Origin of the sequence: Antarctobacter albus (genome assembly GCF_900101505.1) — a bacterium.
Classification (GTDB): Bacteria; Pseudomonadota; Alphaproteobacteria; order Rhodobacterales; family Rhodobacteraceae; genus Antarctobacter; species Antarctobacter albus.
Genome location: NZ_FMZI01000017.1, coordinates 30,392 through 49,685, shown reverse-complemented (window position 1 = coordinate 49,685; position 19,294 = coordinate 30,392). Strand labels below are relative to the sequence as shown.

Here is a 19,294-nt window from a genome sequence, read left to right as displayed (position 1 = left end):
GTTTTTTCGTTTCCGGTTGCCGCCTATGCCGCGTCCTGCTTTCCGCGTTCGGTGAGCGCGGTGTAGAGTTCCGTCTCCAACTCGCGTTCCAACTCCTTCGAGCGGGCCACATAGGCGGCGTTCTCGGCCGGGGGAATCGACGGATCCCAGAGCTGGGCCAGCTCGCGGATGGTACGTCGGTCATGGTGATAGAAGGTTTCTTCCGCAATGGCGGCTTCGAATTCGCTCATACCGACGTTTTCCAGAACGTACCGGCCGGCACGAAGACTGCTGTCGAACATCTCGCGCACGATGTCATTTGCCCCCGCCTGGTAGAGCGCATAGACGTGCGTCCGGTCCCGTGCGCGGGCGACGATGTGCAGATCGGGGCGGATGCGGCGGGCATAGGCCACCAGCTTGGTCGTGGCCTTGGGATCGTCCAGGGCTGCCACCAAGACACGCGCGGAATCTATCCCGGCGGCGTGCAAGAGTTCGGGCCGCGTGGGATCGCCGAAGAAGCCCTTGACCCCGAACCGCCGGATCAGCTGGATCGTCTTGATGTCATGGTCAAGCACCACGGTACGGTGCCCCGCAGAACGCACGAGACGATTGACGATCTGGCCAAAGCGCCCGATCCCCGCGATCAGCACCGGGCCTTCTTCGTCGATGGCGTCTTCCTCGGCGCTTTCGGTGAGCTTGCTGAACCCCTTGTTGAGATAGTCGAACAGAAGGAAGAGCAGGGGGGTGATCAACATGGTCATGGCGATGATCAGCAAAAGCCGACCGCCGAGATCGGCGGAAAAGACGCTTTGCTGACGACCGAAGGAGATCAGGACAAAACCGAACTCGCCGGCCTGGGCCAGGCCCAGCGTGAACAGCCACAGCCCGCGCTTGCGCAGCCCAAAGGCGCGCCCCAGACCATAAAGCACGATGCCCTTGACCAGGATCACTGCCAGCGCCAGCCCGAGGATGGTCATGGGCTCGCGCAACAGCGACTCGACATCGATCCCGGCGCCCACGGTGATAAAGAACAGCCCCAGCAGCAGACCCTTGAAGGGTTCGATGTCCGATTCAAGCTCGTGCCGGAACTCGGAGTTGGCAAGGACAACCCCTGCCAGGAAGGTGCCAAGCGCCGGAGACAGGCCGACCAGCATCATCAGAAAGGCGATGCCGATCACGATCAGCAGGGCGACGGCGGTGAACATCTCGGGCAGATGCGCGGCGTGGATGTAACGGAACAGGGGGCGGGCCCCATAGACACCGGCAAGGATGATCGCGGCGATCACTGCCAGCGTCACCAGCGCAGCACCCCAGCCGGGCAGGCCTTCGACCAGGGACATGGCCGCGTGATGCGCGTCTGTGCCGTGATCTCCGTGGTCGGAGTTCTCTTGCAGGAAGGTTCCCGGACTGACGAAGGCGGGTATCGACAAAAGCGGCAGGATGACCAGGATCGGGATCACCGCGATGTCCTGCGTCAGAAGAACCGAAAAGGCGGATCGCCCGCCATTGGTCTGCATCAGGTTCTTTTCATTTAGCGTCTGCAGCACGATGGCAGTCGACGACAGCGCCAGCGCGAGGCCCACGGCCAGGGCCGTCGGCCAGGCCAAGCCAAGCGCCATGCCCCCGGCGAGGATGGCCGAAGTGGTCAGCACGATCTGCAATCCGCCGAGGCCGATCAGACGATGCCGCATGTCCCAGAGCGCGCGGGGTTCCAGCTCCAGCCCGATGATGAACAGCATCATGACCACGCCGAATTCGGCAAAATGCTGGATGTCGTCCGTCGCCACGATCAGCCCGAGTCCGGGTCCGATCACAAGTCCGGCCAGCAAGTAGCCAAGTACCGAGCCCAGCCCCAGGCGCGCTGCGAGAGGCACAGCGATCACTGCGGCAAGAAGAAAGACAGAAGCCTGAAAAAGAAAGGAGTCCACACGCTTCTCCGCTGGTTGGCTACTCTTCCATATTGGGCCGGGGAAGGCCGGAGAGGCAACCGGAGACATGTGAAATCTGCCTGCAATACGGGCAGGTTGCCCTATATGAGGCAGCGGCGGGTTACTCGGCGGGCACCAATGGTGGTTGCGGGCGCGGCAACCGTGGGCGCAAACGCGACCAGCGTGGGGCGCAGGCGGTGGGCAGGACCGCCCGAAGGTCGTCCATCGGTAGGGTGCCGCTCAGGATGGCGCGGTAGAGCGGAAAGACGCCCTCGCGCAGGTACGGCGACCAGTGGCAGATCAGGCGTTGCGGTGGTGCGATCGGAAAGCCCAGGCGGCGCAGGGCTGTTAAGCTTTGTTCATCGTCGAGCTGCAACGTCACCATTTGCGGCAGGTCTACGCCACCATGCCCCAACATCCGGTCACCCGGATGCGTCGGAGGCACCAACCGTTCCAGCATGAAATCGAACAGGTCGTTTTCGCGGCTGGTGACGTTCAGGACCTGCGTCCGACAGCCCCTTGCGCTGTCCAGCGTATAACGCGCCACCGCGCCGTATTCCGCCGCAGCCAGAAGGACGGCGCGGGTGATGGTGCCGGGGGCGCCTGCACGCACTGCCGCAAGGGCAACCCGGGCACCAAGCGAGTGGGCGATGACATTGACCGGGCGCCGCGGGGCCAGGCGGCGAACCTCGCGCACAAGCGCCGCCAGCGCCTCTCCCGCCAAAGCTGCGCGACGGTGTGCCGCCCAGATCGAGCCGCGCGCCTGCCAGCCAAAGGATATGGCGACACGCCCCTGAAGGCCCAGACGGTCGGGCCAGCTGACGACCCGGCGGTCCTTGGCGCGCGGGGCTGGGGACATCAACGAGGCATGTGGACAGTGCACGGGGTGGCCGGGCTGGTACTTGTAGCCATGCACCATGATCGTGACCGGCCCGGAATCGGTTGCCAGCGCATCGGCGAGCGCGGGCAGCAGGGGGGCAGTGCCGCCATGCAGGCGGGCCTCATGTTCGATGACTGTGATCCGTAGCATTGGCATGGCAGCGTCCCACTACATCTTGTGCGTGGCCCTACCTCAATGCTGCGACGGTATCGTGAAGAGCGGGTTACAACGTCGTGACGCCCTTGCAATGTGATCTTAACGTCTCTATGCCAACGCCCGTGGCGATTTGTTACCGGATTGCGGGCCACGGAGGGCATCGCCCCTTGAAATTCCGCTAAAGAGGTCAGACGGAAGGCTCCTTTCGCTTGACCGCGATCGGGGCTTTTTTGTTGGGAGTGGACCCATGAGCATCGAAGAGAAACAGGCGCACGGCAAGGCGACGAACCTTGTGCACGGCGGCACCAAACGCAGCCAGTGGGGCGAGGTCAGCGAAGCGATCTTCCTGACGCAGGGATTCGTCTATGACACTGCCGAGGCGGCGGAGGCGCGCTTTCTCAAGGCGGGCGAAGACGAATTCATCTATGCCCGCTACGGCAACCCTACCGTGGCGATGTTCGAAGAGCGCATGGCGCTTCTGGAAGGGGCCGAGGACGGATTCGCCTGTGCCAGTGGCATGGCGGCGGTCAGCGGCGCGCTGACCTCGATGCTGCGGGCCGGCGATCACGTCGTCTCCGCCAAGGCGCTGTTCGGTTCCTGTCTCTACGTTCTCGAAGAGGTGCTGACGCGCTACGGGGTCGAAGTGACCTTTGTCGATGGTGAGGACCTGTCTCAGTGGCAAGCGGCGCTGCGCCCCGACACCAAGGCGGTCTTCTTCGAGAGCATGTCGAACCCGACACTGCAACTGGTGGACATCGCCGGGGTCGCGGACCTGGCCCACAAGGTGGGTGCCACGGTCATCGTTGACAACGTCTTTTCGACGCCGATCTACTCGAAGGCCATCGCGCAAGGCGCTGACCTGGTTGTCTATTCCACGACCAAGCATGTCGACGGGCAGGGCCGCTGCCTGGGCGGCGTGATCCTTGGCACCCGTGAGCATATTCGCGGCGTGGTCGAACCCTACATGAAGCACACGGGCGGTTCGATGAGCCCATTCAACGCCTGGGTGATGCTGAAGGGGCTGGAGACGCTGAAACTGCGCGTCCGCGCCCAGACCGAGGGCGCCGTGGCCTTGGCGGAGGCATTGGTGGATCATCCCAAGGTATCGCGGATGATCTATCCGGGGCATGCCAGCCATCCGCAGAACGGACTTGCCCAACAGCAGCTTGGCGCTGGCGGCACCCTTATCGCCTTCGAGGTCGAGGGCGGCAAGGAGGCAGCCTTTCGCATGTTGAACGCGCTGCAGGTGGTCATCATCTCGAACAACCTCGGCGATGCCAAATCCATCGCGACCCATCCGGCGACCACCACGCACCAGCGTCTGAAACCCGAACAACGCGCGGCTTTGGGCATCGGTGACGGGATGATCCGGCTGTCGGTGGGGATCGAGGACCCCGAGGATCTCGTTCGGGACGTTCTGCAGGCGCTGGACGCGGTCTGACGGCCATGTGCCGCCCGCGAGTGATCCGGGCTTCGCTTGGCGACGTATACTATTTCGAGATTGGAATTGATGTGAACAATTCCTAGGTTAAGCGTCGAAGACATGCTCGAAAGGGGTGGCCATGAACGTCCACACACCGGAAATCGATCGGAAGCCCAGCCAGGAAGAGGCGGCAGAAGCACTGGAATTGCTGCGTCGCTGGGCTTCGAAGGCGCAGGACGCCGAGATCGAGGCGCTGGATCCCCTCGTGGCTCGTCTTGCACCCGATTCGGCGCCGGATTCCTATCCGGCGCTGTCGCGTGCCTACCCGGACAATTTCAGCGTCGATTCTGACTACAAGGCGGGTTTGCCGGACCTGCAGAATGGGCCGTCCTCGCTGATTCGTGGGGCGAATCGTGCCATTCAGCACGTGGGCATTTCCAACTTTCGCCTGCCGATCCAGTATCACACCCGCGACAATGGCGACCTGCACCTGGAAACCAGCGTGACCGGCACCGTCAGCCTGGAGGCCGACAAGAAGGGCATCAACATGAGCCGCATCATGCGGTCCTTCTATGCCCATGCGGACAAGACCTTCAGCTTCGAGGTGATCGAGGCGGCGCTGGACGATTACAAGAGTGACCTGGAAAGCTTTGATGCCCGCATCAACATGCGCTTCTCCTTTCCGATGAAGGTCGAAAGCCTGCGGTCGGGCCTGTCGGGCTACCAGTACTATGACATTGCTCTGGAACTGGTGGAACAGGACGGCGTGCGCCGCAAGGTCATGCACCTTGACTATGTCTATTCCTCGACCTGCCCGTGCTCTCTGGAATTGTCGGAACATGCGCGACGGACGCGTGGGCAGCTGGCCACGCCGCATTCGCAACGTTCGGTTGCGCGTATTTCCGTCGAGGTCAAGGAAGGGGAGTGCCTCTGGTTCGAGGACGTGGTGGACATGTGTCGCCGCGCCGTCCCGACAGAGACGCAGGTTATGGTCAAGCGTGAGGACGAACAGGCCTTTGCCGAACTGAACGCGGCCAACCCGATCTTTGTGGAGGATGCCGCCCGTCTGTTCGCGGAGCAGCTGCAGGCGGACGCGCGTGTCGGGGATTACCGCGTGGTCGCCAGCCACCAGGAAAGCCTGCACAGCCACGACGCGGTCTCCGTCCTGACCGAGGGCGATCTTTTCGCGGCAGAAAGCTTGGACCCCAAGCTCTTCTCGACCCTGTTTCACGTCGGCTGATGGAATAGGCGGCAGGGCCGCTGGCCCTGCCGCGCCTTTGTGCAGCGACTGGCGCCTCACGGCAACGTTCGGCGCTTTCATGGATTGGTTACCTCTTTTGTGAGAGGGTAAACCGCAGGGAGGAAACCGGCCACGCAGGATAAGGTTTCCAGTCATGACACGCGACAATGTTCAGATCGGGATGGGCCACAGGTCCCTCAACAGCCGGATCGATGTCTTCCTGTCCGAAGTGGGGTTCGGGATGAACCCGGGACAGCTTCGCAGGGCCAAGTTGCGGCAGATCATTGCCCTGGAATGCGCGTCGGACGCGGAACTTGCCGCTCTGGGCATCGCGCGCGACGATATCCTGTCCTTCGTCTTTCGCGACCTTCTGGCCGCCTGACGGACGGCGTTGCGGCAAGGGTGCGCAGGGCGCTTGACAGTCCTGCACCGGCGGGCCAACGCTCCGTCTCATGTTCGATGTTCGCCCCGTCGCCTATGTGATCGGCCTGCTGGTCGCCTGCCTTGGTGCCTGCATGTTGCTGCCGCTCGTGGTCGACCTGGCAGAGGGGCGGGGTGAATGGCCGGTCTTCCTTGAAAGCGCAAGCATCACCATGCTGGCGGGCGGGCTGACGTCTTTGTCCTGTGCCAACGCGGTCAAGAAGGGGCTGACCCTGCAACAGACGTTCCTGCTGACCACGGGCGTCTGGGTGGCGCTGCCGGTCTTCGGGGCGCTGCCCTTTGTCCTGGGGGCCACAGGGGTCAGCTATACCGATGCCTTTTTCGAGGCGATGTCGGGCCTGACCACCACCGGGTCGACCGTTCTGACGAACCTTGACGGATTGCCCAAGGGGCTGCTGCTGTGGCGGGGATTGCTGCAATGGCTGGGGGGGATCGGGATCATCGTCGTCGCGATGGTCTTTCTGCCGGAGTTGCGGGTCGGCGGGATGCAGATCTTTCGATCCGAGGCTTTCGACACGATGGGCAAGATCCTGCCCCGGGCGACGCAGATTTCGGCCTCGATCTCTTCGATCTACATCTCGCTTACGCTGTTCTGCACGATCAGCTACCTGCTTTGCGGCATGAACGCCTTTGACGCGACGGTGCATGCGATGACCACCGTCTCGACCGGCGGTTTTTCAAACTACAACGCCAGCTTCGGCACGTTCTCCGGGCCGGCGGAATATGTCGCTTCTGTCTTCATGATTCTCGCCGCGCTGCCATTCGTGCGCTACGTCCAAATGGTAGCGGGGCACAGGTTCGTCCTGTTGTCCGACAGCCAGGTACTGACCTTTCTCGCCATCATCGGAACCCTGGTGGTCGTGACCTCGATCACGCTCTTGTCGATCTTTCCGCATCATCCTGAACAGGCCGTGCGCGAGGCGCTGTTCAACATCACCTCGATCATCTCGGGCACCGGATATGCCAGCGTCGACTACATGAGTTGGGGACCTTTCCTGATCGCCATGTTCTTTTTCATCGGGCTGATCGGCGGCTGCGCCGGGTCCACGGCTTGCTCCGTCAAGATCTTCCGCTACCAGTTGCTCTTTGCCTCGATCCGGGTGCAGTTGCGCCGCATCCGCGCGCCGCACGGGGTCTTTGTGCCGCGTTACCAGGGGCGCCCGGTGGGGCCGGACGTCTTGAGCTCGGTCATGAGCTTCTTCGTCTTTTTCGTGGTGTCGCTGGGCGTCCTGTCCGTCGCGCTCAGCCTGACGGGCCTTGATTTCATCACCTCGGTGTCCGGGGCAGCGACCGCCATTGCCAACATTGGCCCGGGACTGGGAGACACGATCGGACCGGCGGGCAATTTTTCCAGCCTCAGCGACACGGCGAAATGGATACTCAGCTTTGCCATGCTGGTGGGGCGGCTTGAAATCCTGGCGGTCTTCGCACTCTTTACCATCGGCTTCTGGAGGGCATGATGACGAAACCCCTTGGCGCACAGGTCAGCCATTCTCTCAAGGCGCGCGGGGTCGAGGTGATCTTCGGCATCCCCGGCGTGCACAACATCGAGATGTATCGTGGCATCGAGGAGGCCGGGATCACCCATGTCCTCGCCCGTCACGAGCAGGGCGCCGGGTTCATGGCCGATGGCTATGCGCGGGCGACCGGACGGCCCGGTGTCTGCTACCTGATCACGGGCCCCGGGTTCCTGAACGCAATGACGGCGCTGGGACAGGCCTATTCCGACAGCGTTTCAGTGCTGGCGCTGGCCTCCTGCCTGGACGAAACGGCGGCCCGGCGGGGACAGCTGCACCAGATGCGCGACCAGCGCGCGGCGGGGGCCACGGTCTGCGACTGGTCCGAGGAGGCGGGGAAGCCCGCGGCTGTCTATGCCTTAATCGACCGCGCCTTTGGCGAGTTCGCCAGCGCGCGGCCCCGGCCCAAGGCCCTGCACATGCCGATCGCGGCCCTGGGCGCGCCGGCCGAGCCTGCCCCGGAACCGCCTCTGCGGCCAGAGCGCCCGCATCTGACCCACGACCAGATCTACGCGGTGATCGACGCGCTGAGCGAGGCGGAAAAACCGCTGTTCATCTTTGGGGGCGGTGCGGTCTCGGGGGCGGCGCATGTGCCGGAGCTGTTGCAGCAGACCGGGGCGGCCAGCTTTGTCACCTATGCAGGCCGGGGGATCGTGCCGGCGGATCAGCCGCTGTTCTTCGGCAGTTCGCTGGCGCGGCCCGAAAGCGCGGAAGTGGCCGCGCAAGCGGATCTGGTGGTCGCGCTGGGGACGGAGCTGTCCGAGGTCGATCTCTGGCGTGACGAGCTGGGTCATTCGGGGCGAATGATCCGGGTGGACCTGGATCCGGCGGTCCTGTCCGATTTGCGGGCCGGGGATCTTGGGCTTGTCGGGGATGCCGCGGCGCTGATCCGGGCGATGACCATCGCTATCCCGGCGCGCAACGATGACCGTCCGCCGTGCTGGGACGCGGAAGTGGTGGCGGCGGCGCGGGCGCGCTGGAAGGCACAGGTCCGGGCGGAACGGCCCGGCGTGGTGGAACTGTCAGAGGCACTGCAGGCGGTCATGCCGGCAGAGGCGATGATCTATTCCGACATGACCCAGTTTGCCTATGGCGCGCTGGAGGTCTGGGACATGCCCCGGCCCGGTCACTGGCATCATCCCAGCGGCTTCGGCACTCTGGGCTATGCGCTGCCTGCTGCCATCGGTGGCGCCGTCGGCCGACCCGGTTTGCCGACCTGTGCGATCCTCGGGGACTATGGACTGCAATACACGCTGCCTGAACTGGGGACGGCGGTGGAACTGGGCCTGCCGCTGCCGATCCTGGTCTGGGACAACGGTGCACTGGGCGAGATCCGTGAGAACATGGTGAGCGCCCAGATCGAGCCCAACGCGGTTGTGGCGCGCAACCCGGATTTTCTGGCGTTGGCCCGGGCCTATGGGGCAGGAGCGGTGGAACCGGCGAGCCTGGCCGGGCTGCAGCGGGCGGTGACGGCGGCCTTCGAGGCGGACGGGCCGACGCTGATCCGGATGACGCAGGCGCTGTTCTAGGTTCGCGCGGGCAGCGGGGAAGAGAGGGGGCTCTGCCCCCGTCTCCCTGCGGTCGACTCCCCCGAGGTATTTGGAAAACCAAAGAAGCTGTGACCGGGCACCGGAGGCGCCCGGTCGGCGGTCAAACCGGTTCAGCCGATTTCGGCCAGCCGGGCGAGTGCCTCTTTCAGCTTGGCCTCTTCGCCCATCCGGGCGGCAAGGTTTTCCTGTGCTTCCTCGACCACCTCGGGCGGGGCGCTTTCGGCGAACTTGGGGTTGTTCAGCCGACCCTTCAGGCCACCGATCTCCTTGGCGAGCTTGCCCAGCGATTTTTCCAGCCGGGCCTTTTCTTCGCCCACGTCGATGATGTCGGCCAAGGGCAGGCCAAAGGTGGCCTGGCCCACGGGAACCGTCACGCAGCCCTTGGGGAAGTCATCGACCGAGGTCAGCCCCTCGATCCGGGCCAGTTTCAGGATCAGCGCCTGGTTGCGGTCCCAGGCGGCCTGTTCCTCGGCGCCGATGCCCTTGACCAGCATCGGCACATAAAGCCCCGCCGGTACATGCATTTGCGACCGGGCCGAGCGCACGCCTTCGATCAGCGAGATCACCCAGGACATTTCCGCATCGGCCTTGGCATCGCTGACCTTGGCGGCGCTATAGGTCGGCCAGTCGGTGTGAACCAGCATGCCGTCGCGCGTGCCCAGCGTGTCCCAAAGCTCTTCGGTGATGAAGGGCATGACCGGGTGCAGCATGATCAGGCATTGATCCAGAACCCAGGCCATCGTGGCGCGGGTCTCGGCCACCACCTGAGCGTCCTCAGAGCCGAAAAGCGGCTTGGAGAACTCGACATACCAGTCGCAGACCTTGCCCCAGACAAAGCTGTAAAGCGCGTTGGCCGCGTCGTTGAACCGGTAATCGGTCAGGGCCGCATCAACGGTTTCCCGCACACGCGCGGTTTCCCCGATGATCCAGCGGTTGACCGTCTGCTGGGCCGTGGGGGCAAATGCCGGGTCGGAGCTGGACTTGTGCGTGTCAAAGACCTGGTTCATCTCGGCAAAGCGGCACGCGTTCCAGAGCTTGGTGCCGAAGTTGCGGTAGCCTGCGATCCGGTCGACTGAGAGTTTCAGCACGCCACCGATGGAGGCCATCGCCGCATTGGTGAAGCGCAGCGCGTCCGCGCCGTATTCGTCCACGATTTCAAGCGGGTCGATGACGTTGCCAGTGGTCTTGGACATCTTCTTGCCCTTCTCGTCGCGGACGAGCTGGTGCAGGTAGACGGTGTGGAAGGGTTTTTGATCCACGACGGCCAATTGCATCATGATCATCCGGGCAACCCAGAAGAACAGGATGTCGAAGCCGGTGATCAGAACCGAGGTCGGGAAATAGCGGCGCATTTCCTCGGTGTCCTCGGGCCAACCCAGCGTGCCGATCGGCCAGAGACCGGAGGAGAACCAGGTGTCGAGCACGTCGGATTCGCGCCAGACCGGGTAGATAAGCTGCGTCGGGTCCTGCGTCGCCTCGTACTGGGCGAGGGCCTCGGCGAACTGGTGCACGGCGGTATTCCGGTCCTCGACCTCGATCACGCGGGCGTGGTTCAATGGCGTGGGCAGGCCCGCCAGGACATCCTCGAATTTCGCGCGGACGGCGTCGAAATCATGCGCGGCGTGGTGGCGTTCTTCACCGATCAGCAGGCGCTGGTCGTCCAGAAGCTCGCGCATCTCGACGAGGTCGAGCACGCCGTCGTTTTCCTGGTCGTATTGCTTGCCGGACCTGGCGGAGAGGTCGAGCCCGTACCAGACCGGGATCTGATGCCCCCACCACAGCTGGCGGCTGATGCACCAGGGCTCGATGTTTTCCAGCCAGTGATAATATGTCTTCTCGCCGCTCTCGGGCATGATCTTGATGTCGCCGTTGCGCACGGCGTCCAGCGCCGGGCCGACGACCTTTTCCGCATCGACGAACCATTGGTCGGTCAGCATCGGTTCGATGACCACCTTGGAACGGTCGCCGAAGGGCTGCATGATCGGCTTGGCCTCGACCAGCGGCACCTGCGTGACGGGCGGTTCTTCCTCGCCTTTCTTCAGCTTGGGTTTCGGCCCAAGGCGCGGATCGTCGGAGGTGGTCATGACCGCCAGACCTTCGGCGGTGATCTCGGCGATGACCTTTTCGCGTGCTTCGAAGCGGTCCAGACCGCGCAGGTGATCCGGGACCAGGTTGATCGAATCCGCCTCGGCCTCGGTCAGGGCGCGGTCGCCCTCTGCCACCTGCATGGCGATTTCAGCAGCCTTGGCATAGGCTTCGCCGTCGGCGCGCATCTGGCCGCGGGTGTCCATCAGACGGTACATCGGGATGCCGCCGCGCTTGGCCACCAGGTAGTCGTTGAAGTCATGCGCGCCGGTGATCTTGACCGCACCGGAGCCAAAGTCCGGATCGGGATATTCATCGGTGATAATCGGAATCAGGCGGCGGTGGTCCTTTGGGCCGACCGGGATCTCGCAGAGCTTGCCCACGATGGAGGCATAACGCTCGTCGTCCGGGTGCACGGCGACGGCGCCATCGCCCAGCATGGTTTCGGGGCGCGTGGTGGCGATCGAGATATAGTCGCGCATCTCGCGCAGGGTAACGTTGCCGTCCTCGTCCTTCTCGACATATTCGTAGGTTTCGCCACCGGCGAGCGGGTACTTGAAGTGCCACATGTGGCCCGCGACCTCGATGTTCTCAACCTCGAGATCGGAAATCGCGGTTTCGAAATGCGGATCCCAGTTGACCAGCCGCTTGCCGCGATAGATCAGTCCCTTGTCGTACATGTCGACAAAGACCTTGATGACCGCGTCGTGGAAGTTGGGGCTGTTTTCATGCCCGGTCTTGGGGTCTCCAGGGGCGCCGGCCATCGTAAAGGCGTTGCGATCCCAGTCGCAGGAACAGCCCAGCCGTTTCAGCTGGTTGACGATGGTGCCGCCGTACTGGCCCTTCCATTCCCAGACCTTGTCGAGGAATTCCTGCCGCGTCAGGTCTGTGCGGCGCAGGTTGCTTTCGGCCTTCAGCTTCTTCTCGACCTGCAGCTGCGTGGCGATGCCGGCGTGGTCCTGTCCGGGCTGCCAGAGCGTGTCGAAGCCGCGCATCCGGTGCCAGCGGATCAGAATGTCCTGCAGGGTGTTGTTGAAGGCATGACCCACATGCAGCGCGCCGGTCACGTTCGGCGGCGGGATCATGATGGTAAAGCTTTCGACGCGGCTCTTATTGGCGCCGGCGCGGAAGGCGCCGGTGTCGAGCCATTTCTGGGTGAGGCGCGGTTCGGCCTCGGCGGCGTTGAAGCTCTTTTCCAGCGGCATGGGTCTTGTCCTCGTCCAGTGTTGGCGGTGGGTCTACGACAAGGGCGCGCCAAGGGGAAGGGGGCCGGTGGCCGCGTGCTCCCGGCGGAGCGGGCTATGGGTGCAAGCACCCATCCTACGGGCGGACCAAAGCGCAGAAAAAAGCCCGCGATGCAGTGCATCGCGGGCTGAGGCTACGGAACCCCAGGGAGGAGGAGAGGGGCCCCGAAACTGATTTGGGCAGCGGCGCCAGGGAGGAGGAGAGGCGCCGCTGCCATTGAAAGACCCCAGGGAGGAGGAGAGGGGCCTGACAAATTGATCGGGTCGCGCGACCCGGAATTCTGATGCGGCGGTGCCAGGGAGGAGGAGAGGCACCGCCGCTTATGCAAGATCCCAGGGAGGAGGAGAGGGACCCGACATGTTGTTCGGACCGCGAGGCCCGGAAATCTGGTGCGGCGGCACCAGGGAGGAGGAGAGGTGCCGCCGCGTATGAAAGGTCCCAGGGAGGAGGAGAGGGACCAGACATATCTGTGGGCCGTTTGGCCCTGAATTCTTGCGCGGCGGTGCCAGGGAGGAGGAGAGGCACCGCCGCATATGCGAGATCCCAGGGAGGAGGAGAGGGATCCGACATCACGTTCGGGTCATGCGACCCTTGAATTTCGTGCGGCGACACCAGGGAGGAGGAGAGGTGTCGCCGCTCTGTCTGCGGGCCGAATGGGAGGAGGACCCGCATATGGTGTTGGGGTCATGCCCCGAAACTTTTGGGTGCCGGCTCCAAAGGGAGGAGAGTGGAGCCGGCACCAGAACAGGAGGGACTGGGAGGAGGAGCGTCCCGCCTGAAAGGCTTAGTTCTCGTTGGCGGCCTGCCACGCGATGCGAGAGATTTCGCTGCGGGCCAGACCCAGATCGGCCAAGTCGCGGTTGCTCAGCGAGGCCAGCTCTGCGTAGGTCTGTTTAAAGACCCGGCGGCGGGCGCGGCGTGCCTGAAAGGTTGCGACCAGCCCGGAAATGCGGGCGCCCAAACCGCTTTGGGCATTGGTGATGTTCGCCGTTGCATGTGCCATTATTTCCGTGCCTCAGTGTCTGTGCGTTGCCTTGGTTGCGACAAAGATGGGGCAAATGCTGCGACTGCACAATGGCCACGGCGTCATTTCTGCTATGCAGAAAGTGCATATGAAAACTGTTCAATTCTTGGCAGTTAAGGTTGATTGCTGTGCAGCTGCATGATCTGAGGTTGCGCTAACGCAAGGGAAGCGCCACTGAAAATGGCAAAACCACGGGGTAAGACATGTCGGAAATGAAGGACGCGGTCGAGGCGGCGCTGGAGCGGGTTGATCTGCCGGATGGGGGAAACCTGATTTCCAGAGACATGATTCGAGCGTTGCGCGTCGAAAACGGCGTGGTGCGCTTTGTCATCGAGGCGCCGAGCGCGGAACTGGCACGGCAGATGGAGCCGCTGCGCGCCATTGCGCAGAAGGCGACCGAAGCGGTGCCCGGGGTGACCTCGGCCAGCGTGGTGCTGAGCGCGCCGACCGAATCCAAGGCGCCGCCACAACTGAAGATGGGCGGCCATCCGAAACCGCAGGACAGCGTGATGAAACCGGCAGGGGTCAAGACGATCCTCGCCGTGGGCTCTGGCAAGGGCGGGGTGGGCAAGTCCACCGTCTCTGCCAACCTGGCCGTGGCGCTGGCGCGCGCGGGCAAGCGCGTCGGCCTTCTGGATGCGGATATTCACGGGCCCAGCCAGCCGCGCATGTTCGGCCTGACGGACAAGCCGGCCAGCCCGGACGGCAAGACGATCATTCCGCTCAAGGCGCATGGGGTCACCGTCATGTCCATCGGGTCGATGCTGGCAGAGGACAAGGCGGTGGTCTGGCGTGGCCCGATGTTGATGGGCGCACTTCAGCAGATGTTGATGCAGGTGGACTGGGGCACGCAGGATGTGCTGATTGTCGACCTGCCGCCGGGCACGGGCGACGTGCAGCTGTCGCTGTGCCAGAAATCCGAGGTGGCGGGCGCCATCGTGGTGTCGACGCCGCAGGACGTGGCGCTGCTGGACGCGCGCAAGGCTCTGGACGCCTTTGCCACGCTGAAAACGCCGGTGCTGGGGCTGATCGAGAACATGGCCGTGTTCACCTGTCCGCATTGTGGCAAGGACAGCCACATCTTCGGTCATGGCGGCGTGGTGGCCGAGGCGGAAGAGATCGGCGTGCCGCTGCTGGCGCAACTGCCGATCGACCTGGACACGCGGCTGGGCGGCGACGGAGGCACCCCGGTGGCGATGGGCGACGGGCCGATTTCCCAGGCCTATGCGCAACTTGCCGAGCGTCTGATCCAGGGGGGGATCGTCTGATCCCCGCCGGGCGCGCCTGCGGCAGATGTCGCGGGCGCGCCTGCGGCGCGTGTTGGGGTATTTTTGCCAAGAAGAAGCCGGGACGCGGTTCGCGATGGGCAACCGGTTTTCAAGATTGGCCAGGGCGCGGCGCATGCGAGGCCGGGGACCGAGCGGGTCGGGGCCGGTTTGTACAAAACGTACAAAACGTACGCGGAAATCAGCATTTTGTACAAGACGGTCCGGGCGGGGCATTTTCCCGAGCGGCGGCCCCCCGGCAAGGGCTTGCCCGGTCCCCATGCGGGCTTCGTGGGGTCGGGGGAGGCGTGGCGATGCCAAAGGGCGGGCGGCAGGCGTGTCTTCATGCTGCCTTGCAGCATGAGCGGAGCTGGCCTTGGGTCGTGGCTGGACATTTTTCCGGATTTGCGCTGCGATGCAGAAAGGGCGGCTTGAATGTCAGGATGGCTGACGCACTCCGGCCAAAGCGCTTTCGAATTTTGCTGAAAAGCGGGTTGGTCAGGCGGTTTTTTGCAGTTGCAGGAAGAGGTCGGTGACAAGGGCCGCCGGGTCGATGTTGACGGCGCGGGCATGGCGGGCGCGGTCGCCGGCCTCTTGGGCCACGTCGGCCCAGCGGCGGCCTGCCGCCGGATCGCCTGCGAGGCGGCTGAGCACCTCGCCTTCGCCGGGCAGGACCTGTGGCGGCGGGTGGCCGGTGACGCCGGTGCGGGCGAGGCGGGCGGCCAGTTGTCCGGCCAGGGTCAGCAGCAGGTCCAGCCTTTCGTCCTTGCCCTTGCCGGCACAGGACTCGGAAAGCGACAGCAGGCGGGACCGGTCGAGCGCGGGCAGGCTGCCCAGCAAGCCCAGGATCTCGCGGTAGAGCGCCAGCCCGTCGTTGTTCAGAAGCCGCATGGCGGCGCCGACCGATCCCTCGGCCAGCATGGTCAGCGGTTCGACCTGGTCCGGCGGCACCTCGGCCCCGGCCTGCGCCAGTGCCTCTGCCATGTCCTCGGGGCTGAGCGGCGAGAGCCGCAAGGTGCGGCACCGCGAGCGGATCGTCGGCAAGAGCCGCGCGGGCTGGTGACTGAGCAGCAGGAGCGTGGTGCGCGCGGGCGGTTCCTCGAGCATCTTGAGGAGCGCGTTGGCGGCCTGGGTGTTCAATTCATCCGCGCTGTCGACGATGACGACGCGGCGCCCGCCATCGGCGGCGGAAAGGCCGAAGAAAGCGTGCAGCTTGCGGATCTCGTCCACGCGGATGTAGTCGGAAAAGCGGCCTTCGCGCAGGGCCTTGTCGCGTTCACTGTCGGCAGATCCCGCGCCCCCCCGGCGCAGCAGGAACAGCCCGGGTTCCGAGAGCGCACGCATCCGGTGGGCGACCGGGTGCTCGGGGTCGATGTGCAGCGACAAGGGCGGCGGCGGTGCGCCGAACAACCCGTCATCTTCTCCGGCGGGCGGGGTGGCCAGCAGGAAACGCGCGATTTCCCAGGCCAGCGTCGCCTTGCCCAGCCCGCGCGGGCCGGTCAGCAGCCAGCCGTGATGCAGGCGCCCGGAGTTATGCGCGGTCAGGAAAGCCTGTTCCGCCTCGGCCTGGCCGATCACGCGCGGGGTTTCGCGCGGGTGCGGCGCGCCGTCGAGACGGTCGGGTTCGGGTAAGTTTTCGGTGTCGCTCATGATGAGGGGGCCAGTTCCCGGAGCACGGTGGCGCGGACGTCGCGGGCAACGCTGTCCATGTCGCGGTTGCCGTCGATGACGCGAAACCGCGCCGGGGCCTCTGCCGCCAGCGCCAGAAAGCCGTCGCGCATCCGCTGTTGCAGGTCGAGGCCGAAATCCTCGAACCGCTCTTCGTCGGTGGCGCGGGATTTCGCGCGGGCCAGCCCGGCCTCTGCCGGCATGTCGATCAAGAGGGTCAGGTCCGGGTCGATGCCGATCATCAGGTCATGCAGGGCGTCGACCTTGTCACGCAATCCGCCGCGGCCCTGGTACATGCGGGTGCTGTCGGCGAAACGGTCGCAGATCACGGTGCGGCCCGCCTGCAGCGCGGGCAGGATCGCCCGTTCCATGTGGTCGCGCCGGGCGGCGGTGAAAAGCAGAAGCTCTGTTTCCGCAGACCAGCGGTCCGGGTCGCCCTGCAGCACCAGGGCGCGGATCTCTTCTGCTCCCGGGCTGCCGCCAGGTTCGCGGGTCAGCAGCGGATCATGTCCCTCGGCGCGCAGGCTCTCGTACAACTGGCGCGCCTGGGTGGACTTGCCGGAGCCGTCGATGCCTTCGAAGCTGATGAAGAGACCGGGCCAGGGCCGGGGCGGGGTGGTCACATCGCCTCCTCGGCGTCTTCCGCAAAGCGTTTGATGAGCAGCCCGCTGACGGTCATCATCCGGTCGAGAAAGCCGCCCGCATCCACCTTGTCGGCAGCAAAGAGCGGCACGCGGGTTTCCGGCAGGCCCTCGGGCTGGATGATGAGCTCGGCCAGTTGCTGGCCCTTGGTGACGGGGGCCTGGATCGGGCCGGTATAGACGACCTCTGCCTTGATGCCGCCGGGGGTCATGGTGGGCAAGAGCAGGCGGACGTCCTTGTCCGAGACGAGGCCGACCTGTTCGGCGGAGCCCATCCAGACCTCTGCCTGGGCGATGGCGGTGCCCTTGGTCACGACGGTCTGTTCGGCGAACTGGCGGAAGGCCCAGTTGACGATGGCCTCGGATTCCTCGGCGCGCGCCCGGGTGCTGTCCAGCCCGGTGATGGCAAAGACGACGCGGCGTTCGCCGTTCTTGGCGCTGCCGACGAGGCCGTAGCCGGCCTCTTGCGTGTGGCCGGTCTTGAGCCCGTCGGCGCCCGCGACGAGACCAAGGAGCGGGTTGCGGTTGTTGACGTTCGAGGGGGCGCGGCCGTCGAACTCGAACTTGCGCTCCGAGAACATCGGGTAGAATTCGGGGAAGTCGCGGATGATGTGCGAGGCGAGCAGGGTGAGGTCGCGCATCGACATGGCATGACCCTGCGCGGGCCAGCCGGAGGCGTTCTTGAAGGTCGAGGAGGTCATGCCCAGCTGCTGGGCGCGCTGGGTCATGAGACGGGCGAAGCCGGCCTCGGTGCCGTCGGGGCTGAGCGCCTCTGCCAGGACGACGCAGGCATCGTTGCCCGAGAGGACGATGATGCCGCGCAAGAGGTCCTCGACCCGGACACGGTCGGTGGTATCGAGGAACATGGTCGAGCCGCCGAAGGACATGGCGTGGCCCGAGACGGGCAGCCGTTCGTCAAGCTTCAGGCGGCCTTCGCGGATCGCCTCGAACGCGATGTAAAGCGTCATCAGCTTGGACATGGAGGCCGGAGGCAGCGCGTCGTCGGCGCGCTTGGTCAACAGAACGGTCCCCGTGGTCTGGTCGATGACAAAGGCCGCCTTGGCGCGGGTGTCGAAGGCGGGGGCCTGGGTGGCAAGCGCCGTCACAAGGGCGGCGGAGGCCAGCAGGCTGCGGGCAAAGATGGTCACGTTCGGGACTCCTGTCCTGTGCTCGATTCAGGCTCTTGCCCCGTTATCGCGTATCGCGGCGGGCGTGTCACGCCGCGCCGTGCCCTGACGGGCGGCTCATCGCCGGGGCAGGCGGCTCTGGGTGAGAGAAACTTCGACGACATCCAGCCTGTGGTGCCCGAGGCGGTACGGACCTTCCACCAGACATCGTTCGACCGGGCGCAAGAGTTCATCGCGGACATGGTTTCGGCGGTCAGGCGCCCACTGTCGGCCGGGCGGCAGGCCGCCTCGCATTTTTCCGAGAGCAGGGCGGCGCCGTCGAGGCTACGGTCCAGCGGGACAACGACACGATCCCTGCCGGCTTCCATTTCGCCGGGTTCGCCGAATCCGGGGTTGGCGCGCAATTTGGAGAAGGTCTGTACCCCGACCACGCGGTAGCCCTGGGCGATTGGCGCGCAGGTGCCTTCGGCGACGCGGGCGTCGGTCACGCCGGGGCGGGGATCGGCAATCGTGTCGAGGCGCGTGCCGATCGGGGTGGCAAGCGCGGGCAGGGCGCTGCCGAAACCGTCGGCCTGTCGTGACAGCTGTGAGGCGAGGAAACGCGCGCTGGGCGGTTGCGGGTCGTCCCATTGGCCGCGATCCGTCTGGATGTCGCGAAAGAGCCGCAGAGAGATCTGGTGCGGCGCCTTCCATTCGACCTGGCAGGCATCAATCATCAGCGTGCCCTCGGCGGTTGTGCCGGACAGGTAGTCCCAGTTCCGCGCGCCGCGTGTGCTGTCTGGCAGGTCCTGTATTCAGTCACCGACGAAACGGGTGCCGCTGTTCGGGTGCTGGTAGTTTGCCGGTCCGAGGGATGGAAACTCTGCCGTGCAGAGATCGCGGATACGATCATGGTCGATACGCTCTGGCAGAGGGCCGGTCCCGGTCAGGGTCACACCGAGTTCGCGCGCCCGGTCCGGCGTATCCACAAAATAGAAATCCTGTCCCGCGACATCGAAGACGGAAAGCGCGAAGTCCCGGCTGATCCGCAGGTCTTCCAGGCTGCCGAAGATCTCGGCAGAGGCGCGGATGGCCACGTCGAAGGCCTGTCCGACGACCGTTTCCGAAAACTGTCCGGCGGGCACG

15 protein-coding genes are annotated in these 19,294 nt (G+C 64.9%); 6 read left to right on the top strand and 9 right to left on the bottom strand.

All coding sequences use genetic code 11. The annotated features are described in order from the left end of the window. Window positions 1-23: 23 nt before the first annotated feature. Both BLQ71_RS22260 and BLQ71_RS22255 read right to left on the bottom strand, forming a co-directional pair. Window positions 24-1,907: a monovalent cation:proton antiporter-2 (CPA2) family protein gene (locus BLQ71_RS22260; RefSeq protein WP_043137762.1), complete on the bottom strand. Its 1,884-nt coding sequence runs from the start codon at window positions 1,905-1,907 to the stop codon at window positions 24-26. A 121-nt stretch (window positions 1,908-2,028) separates the two neighbouring features. After that, window positions 2,029-2,937, bottom strand: a complete 909-nt coding sequence (locus BLQ71_RS22255; RefSeq protein WP_083342341.1) for a T6SS effector phospholipase Tle3 domain-containing protein — start codon at window positions 2,935-2,937, stop codon at window positions 2,029-2,031. A gap of 253 nt (window positions 2,938-3,190) precedes the next feature. On the opposite strand from BLQ71_RS22255, the gene metZ reads away from it, so the two are divergent. From metZ to BLQ71_RS22230, 5 genes are all read left to right on the top strand, one after another. Continuing rightward, window positions 3,191-4,384: an O-succinylhomoserine sulfhydrylase gene (gene metZ / locus BLQ71_RS22250; protein ID WP_074623302.1), complete on the top strand. Its 1,194-nt coding sequence runs from the start codon at window positions 3,191-3,193 to the stop codon at window positions 4,382-4,384. Window positions 4,385-4,505: 121 nt separating this feature from the next. Then, window positions 4,506-5,606: a GTP cyclohydrolase FolE2 gene (folE2, locus tag BLQ71_RS22245; RefSeq protein ID WP_074623301.1), complete on the top strand. Its 1,101-nt coding sequence runs from the start codon at window positions 4,506-4,508 to the stop codon at window positions 5,604-5,606. Between the two features lie 154 nt (window positions 5,607-5,760). Then, on the top strand, window positions 5,761-5,988 hold the full coding sequence (locus BLQ71_RS22240; protein ID WP_043137751.1) for a hypothetical protein: 228 nt from the start codon (window positions 5,761-5,763) through the stop codon (window positions 5,986-5,988). Window positions 5,989-6,058: 70 nt separating this feature from the next. After that, window positions 6,059-7,507, top strand: coding sequence for a TrkH family potassium uptake protein (locus tag BLQ71_RS22235; RefSeq protein ID WP_043137749.1), 1,449 nt, complete (start codon window positions 6,059-6,061; stop codon window positions 7,505-7,507). Then, window positions 7,507-9,093, top strand: a complete 1,587-nt coding sequence (locus BLQ71_RS22230; protein ID WP_074623300.1) for a 5-guanidino-2-oxopentanoate decarboxylase — start codon at window positions 7,507-7,509, stop codon at window positions 9,091-9,093. Before BLQ71_RS22235 ends, BLQ71_RS22230 begins: the two co-directional genes overlap by 1 nt. A gap of 131 nt (window positions 9,094-9,224) precedes the next feature. Here BLQ71_RS22230 and BLQ71_RS22225 read toward each other — a convergent pair whose 3' ends face one another. Together BLQ71_RS22225 and BLQ71_RS22220 are read right to left on the bottom strand one after the other, a co-directional pair. Next, on the bottom strand, window positions 9,225-12,404 hold the full coding sequence (locus tag BLQ71_RS22225; protein ID WP_074623299.1) for a valine--tRNA ligase: 3,180 nt from the start codon (window positions 12,402-12,404) through the stop codon (window positions 9,225-9,227). A gap of 824 nt (window positions 12,405-13,228) precedes the next feature. Then, window positions 13,229-13,447, bottom strand: a complete 219-nt coding sequence (locus BLQ71_RS22220) for a DUF1127 domain-containing protein (protein WP_043137743.1) — start codon at window positions 13,445-13,447, stop codon at window positions 13,229-13,231. 224 nt (window positions 13,448-13,671) lie between these two features. Between BLQ71_RS22220 and BLQ71_RS22215 the strand changes: the two genes are divergently transcribed. Further along, on the top strand, window positions 13,672-14,736 hold the full coding sequence (locus BLQ71_RS22215) for an Mrp/NBP35 family ATP-binding protein (RefSeq protein WP_074623298.1): 1,065 nt from the start codon (window positions 13,672-13,674) through the stop codon (window positions 14,734-14,736). A 495-nt stretch (window positions 14,737-15,231) separates the two neighbouring features. Here BLQ71_RS22215 and BLQ71_RS22210 read toward each other — a convergent pair whose 3' ends face one another. The 5 genes from BLQ71_RS22210 to BLQ71_RS22190 form a co-directional block, all read right to left on the bottom strand. Continuing rightward, a complete protein-coding gene (locus tag BLQ71_RS22210; protein ID WP_074623297.1) occupies window positions 15,232-16,383 on the bottom strand; it encodes a DNA polymerase III subunit delta' in 1,152 nt (383 codons plus the stop codon). Then, a complete protein-coding gene (gene tmk / locus BLQ71_RS22205; RefSeq protein WP_074623296.1) occupies window positions 16,380-17,024 on the bottom strand; it encodes a dTMP kinase in 645 nt (214 codons plus the stop codon). The genes BLQ71_RS22210 and tmk overlap by 4 nt, the downstream gene beginning before the upstream one ends. After that, window positions 17,021-18,190 (bottom strand): D-alanyl-D-alanine carboxypeptidase family protein, encoded by a 1,170-nt coding sequence (locus BLQ71_RS22200; RefSeq protein WP_052244281.1) that lies wholly within the window; start codon window positions 18,188-18,190, stop codon window positions 17,021-17,023. Before BLQ71_RS22200 ends, tmk begins: the two co-directional genes overlap by 4 nt. Continuing rightward, window positions 18,187-18,885, bottom strand: a complete 699-nt coding sequence (locus BLQ71_RS22195) for an SH3 domain-containing protein (protein WP_074623295.1) — start codon at window positions 18,883-18,885, stop codon at window positions 18,187-18,189. Before BLQ71_RS22195 ends, BLQ71_RS22200 begins: the two co-directional genes overlap by 4 nt. A 78-nt stretch (window positions 18,886-18,963) precedes the next feature. Then, on the bottom strand, window positions 18,964-19,293 hold the full coding sequence (locus tag BLQ71_RS22190) for a hypothetical protein (RefSeq protein WP_074623294.1): 330 nt from the start codon (window positions 19,291-19,293) through the stop codon (window positions 18,964-18,966). Window position 19,294 lies beyond the last annotated feature (1 nt).

Bases quoted from the DNA above. Each gene is read 5' to 3' on its own strand.
- BLQ71_RS22255 (WP_083342341.1), bottom strand. From the start codon at position 2,937: ATGCTACGGATCACAGTCATCGAACATGAGGCCCGCCTGCATGGCGGC.
- metZ (WP_074623302.1), top strand. From the start codon at position 3,191: ATGAGCATCGAAGAGAAACAGGCGCACGGCAAGGCGACGAACCTTGTG.
- folE2 (WP_074623301.1), top strand. From the start codon at position 4,506: ATGAACGTCCACACACCGGAAATCGATCGGAAGCCCAGCCAGGAAGAG.
- BLQ71_RS22240 (WP_043137751.1), top strand. From the start codon at position 5,761: ATGACACGCGACAATGTTCAGATCGGGATGGGCCACAGGTCCCTCAAC.
- BLQ71_RS22235 (WP_043137749.1), top strand. From the start codon at position 6,059: ATGTTCGATGTTCGCCCCGTCGCCTATGTGATCGGCCTGCTGGTCGCC.
- BLQ71_RS22230 (WP_074623300.1), top strand. From the start codon at position 7,507: ATGACGAAACCCCTTGGCGCACAGGTCAGCCATTCTCTCAAGGCGCGC.
- BLQ71_RS22225 (WP_074623299.1), bottom strand. From the start codon at position 12,404: ATGCCGCTGGAAAAGAGCTTCAACGCCGCCGAGGCCGAACCGCGCCTC.
- BLQ71_RS22220 (WP_043137743.1), bottom strand. From the start codon at position 13,447: ATGGCACATGCAACGGCGAACATCACCAATGCCCAAAGCGGTTTGGGC.
- BLQ71_RS22215 (WP_074623298.1), top strand. From the start codon at position 13,672: ATGTCGGAAATGAAGGACGCGGTCGAGGCGGCGCTGGAGCGGGTTGAT.
- BLQ71_RS22210 (WP_074623297.1), bottom strand. From the start codon at position 16,383: ATGAGCGACACCGAAAACTTACCCGAACCCGACCGTCTCGACGGCGCG.
- BLQ71_RS22195 (WP_074623295.1), bottom strand. From the start codon at position 18,885: ATGATTGATGCCTGCCAGGTCGAATGGAAGGCGCCGCACCAGATCTCT.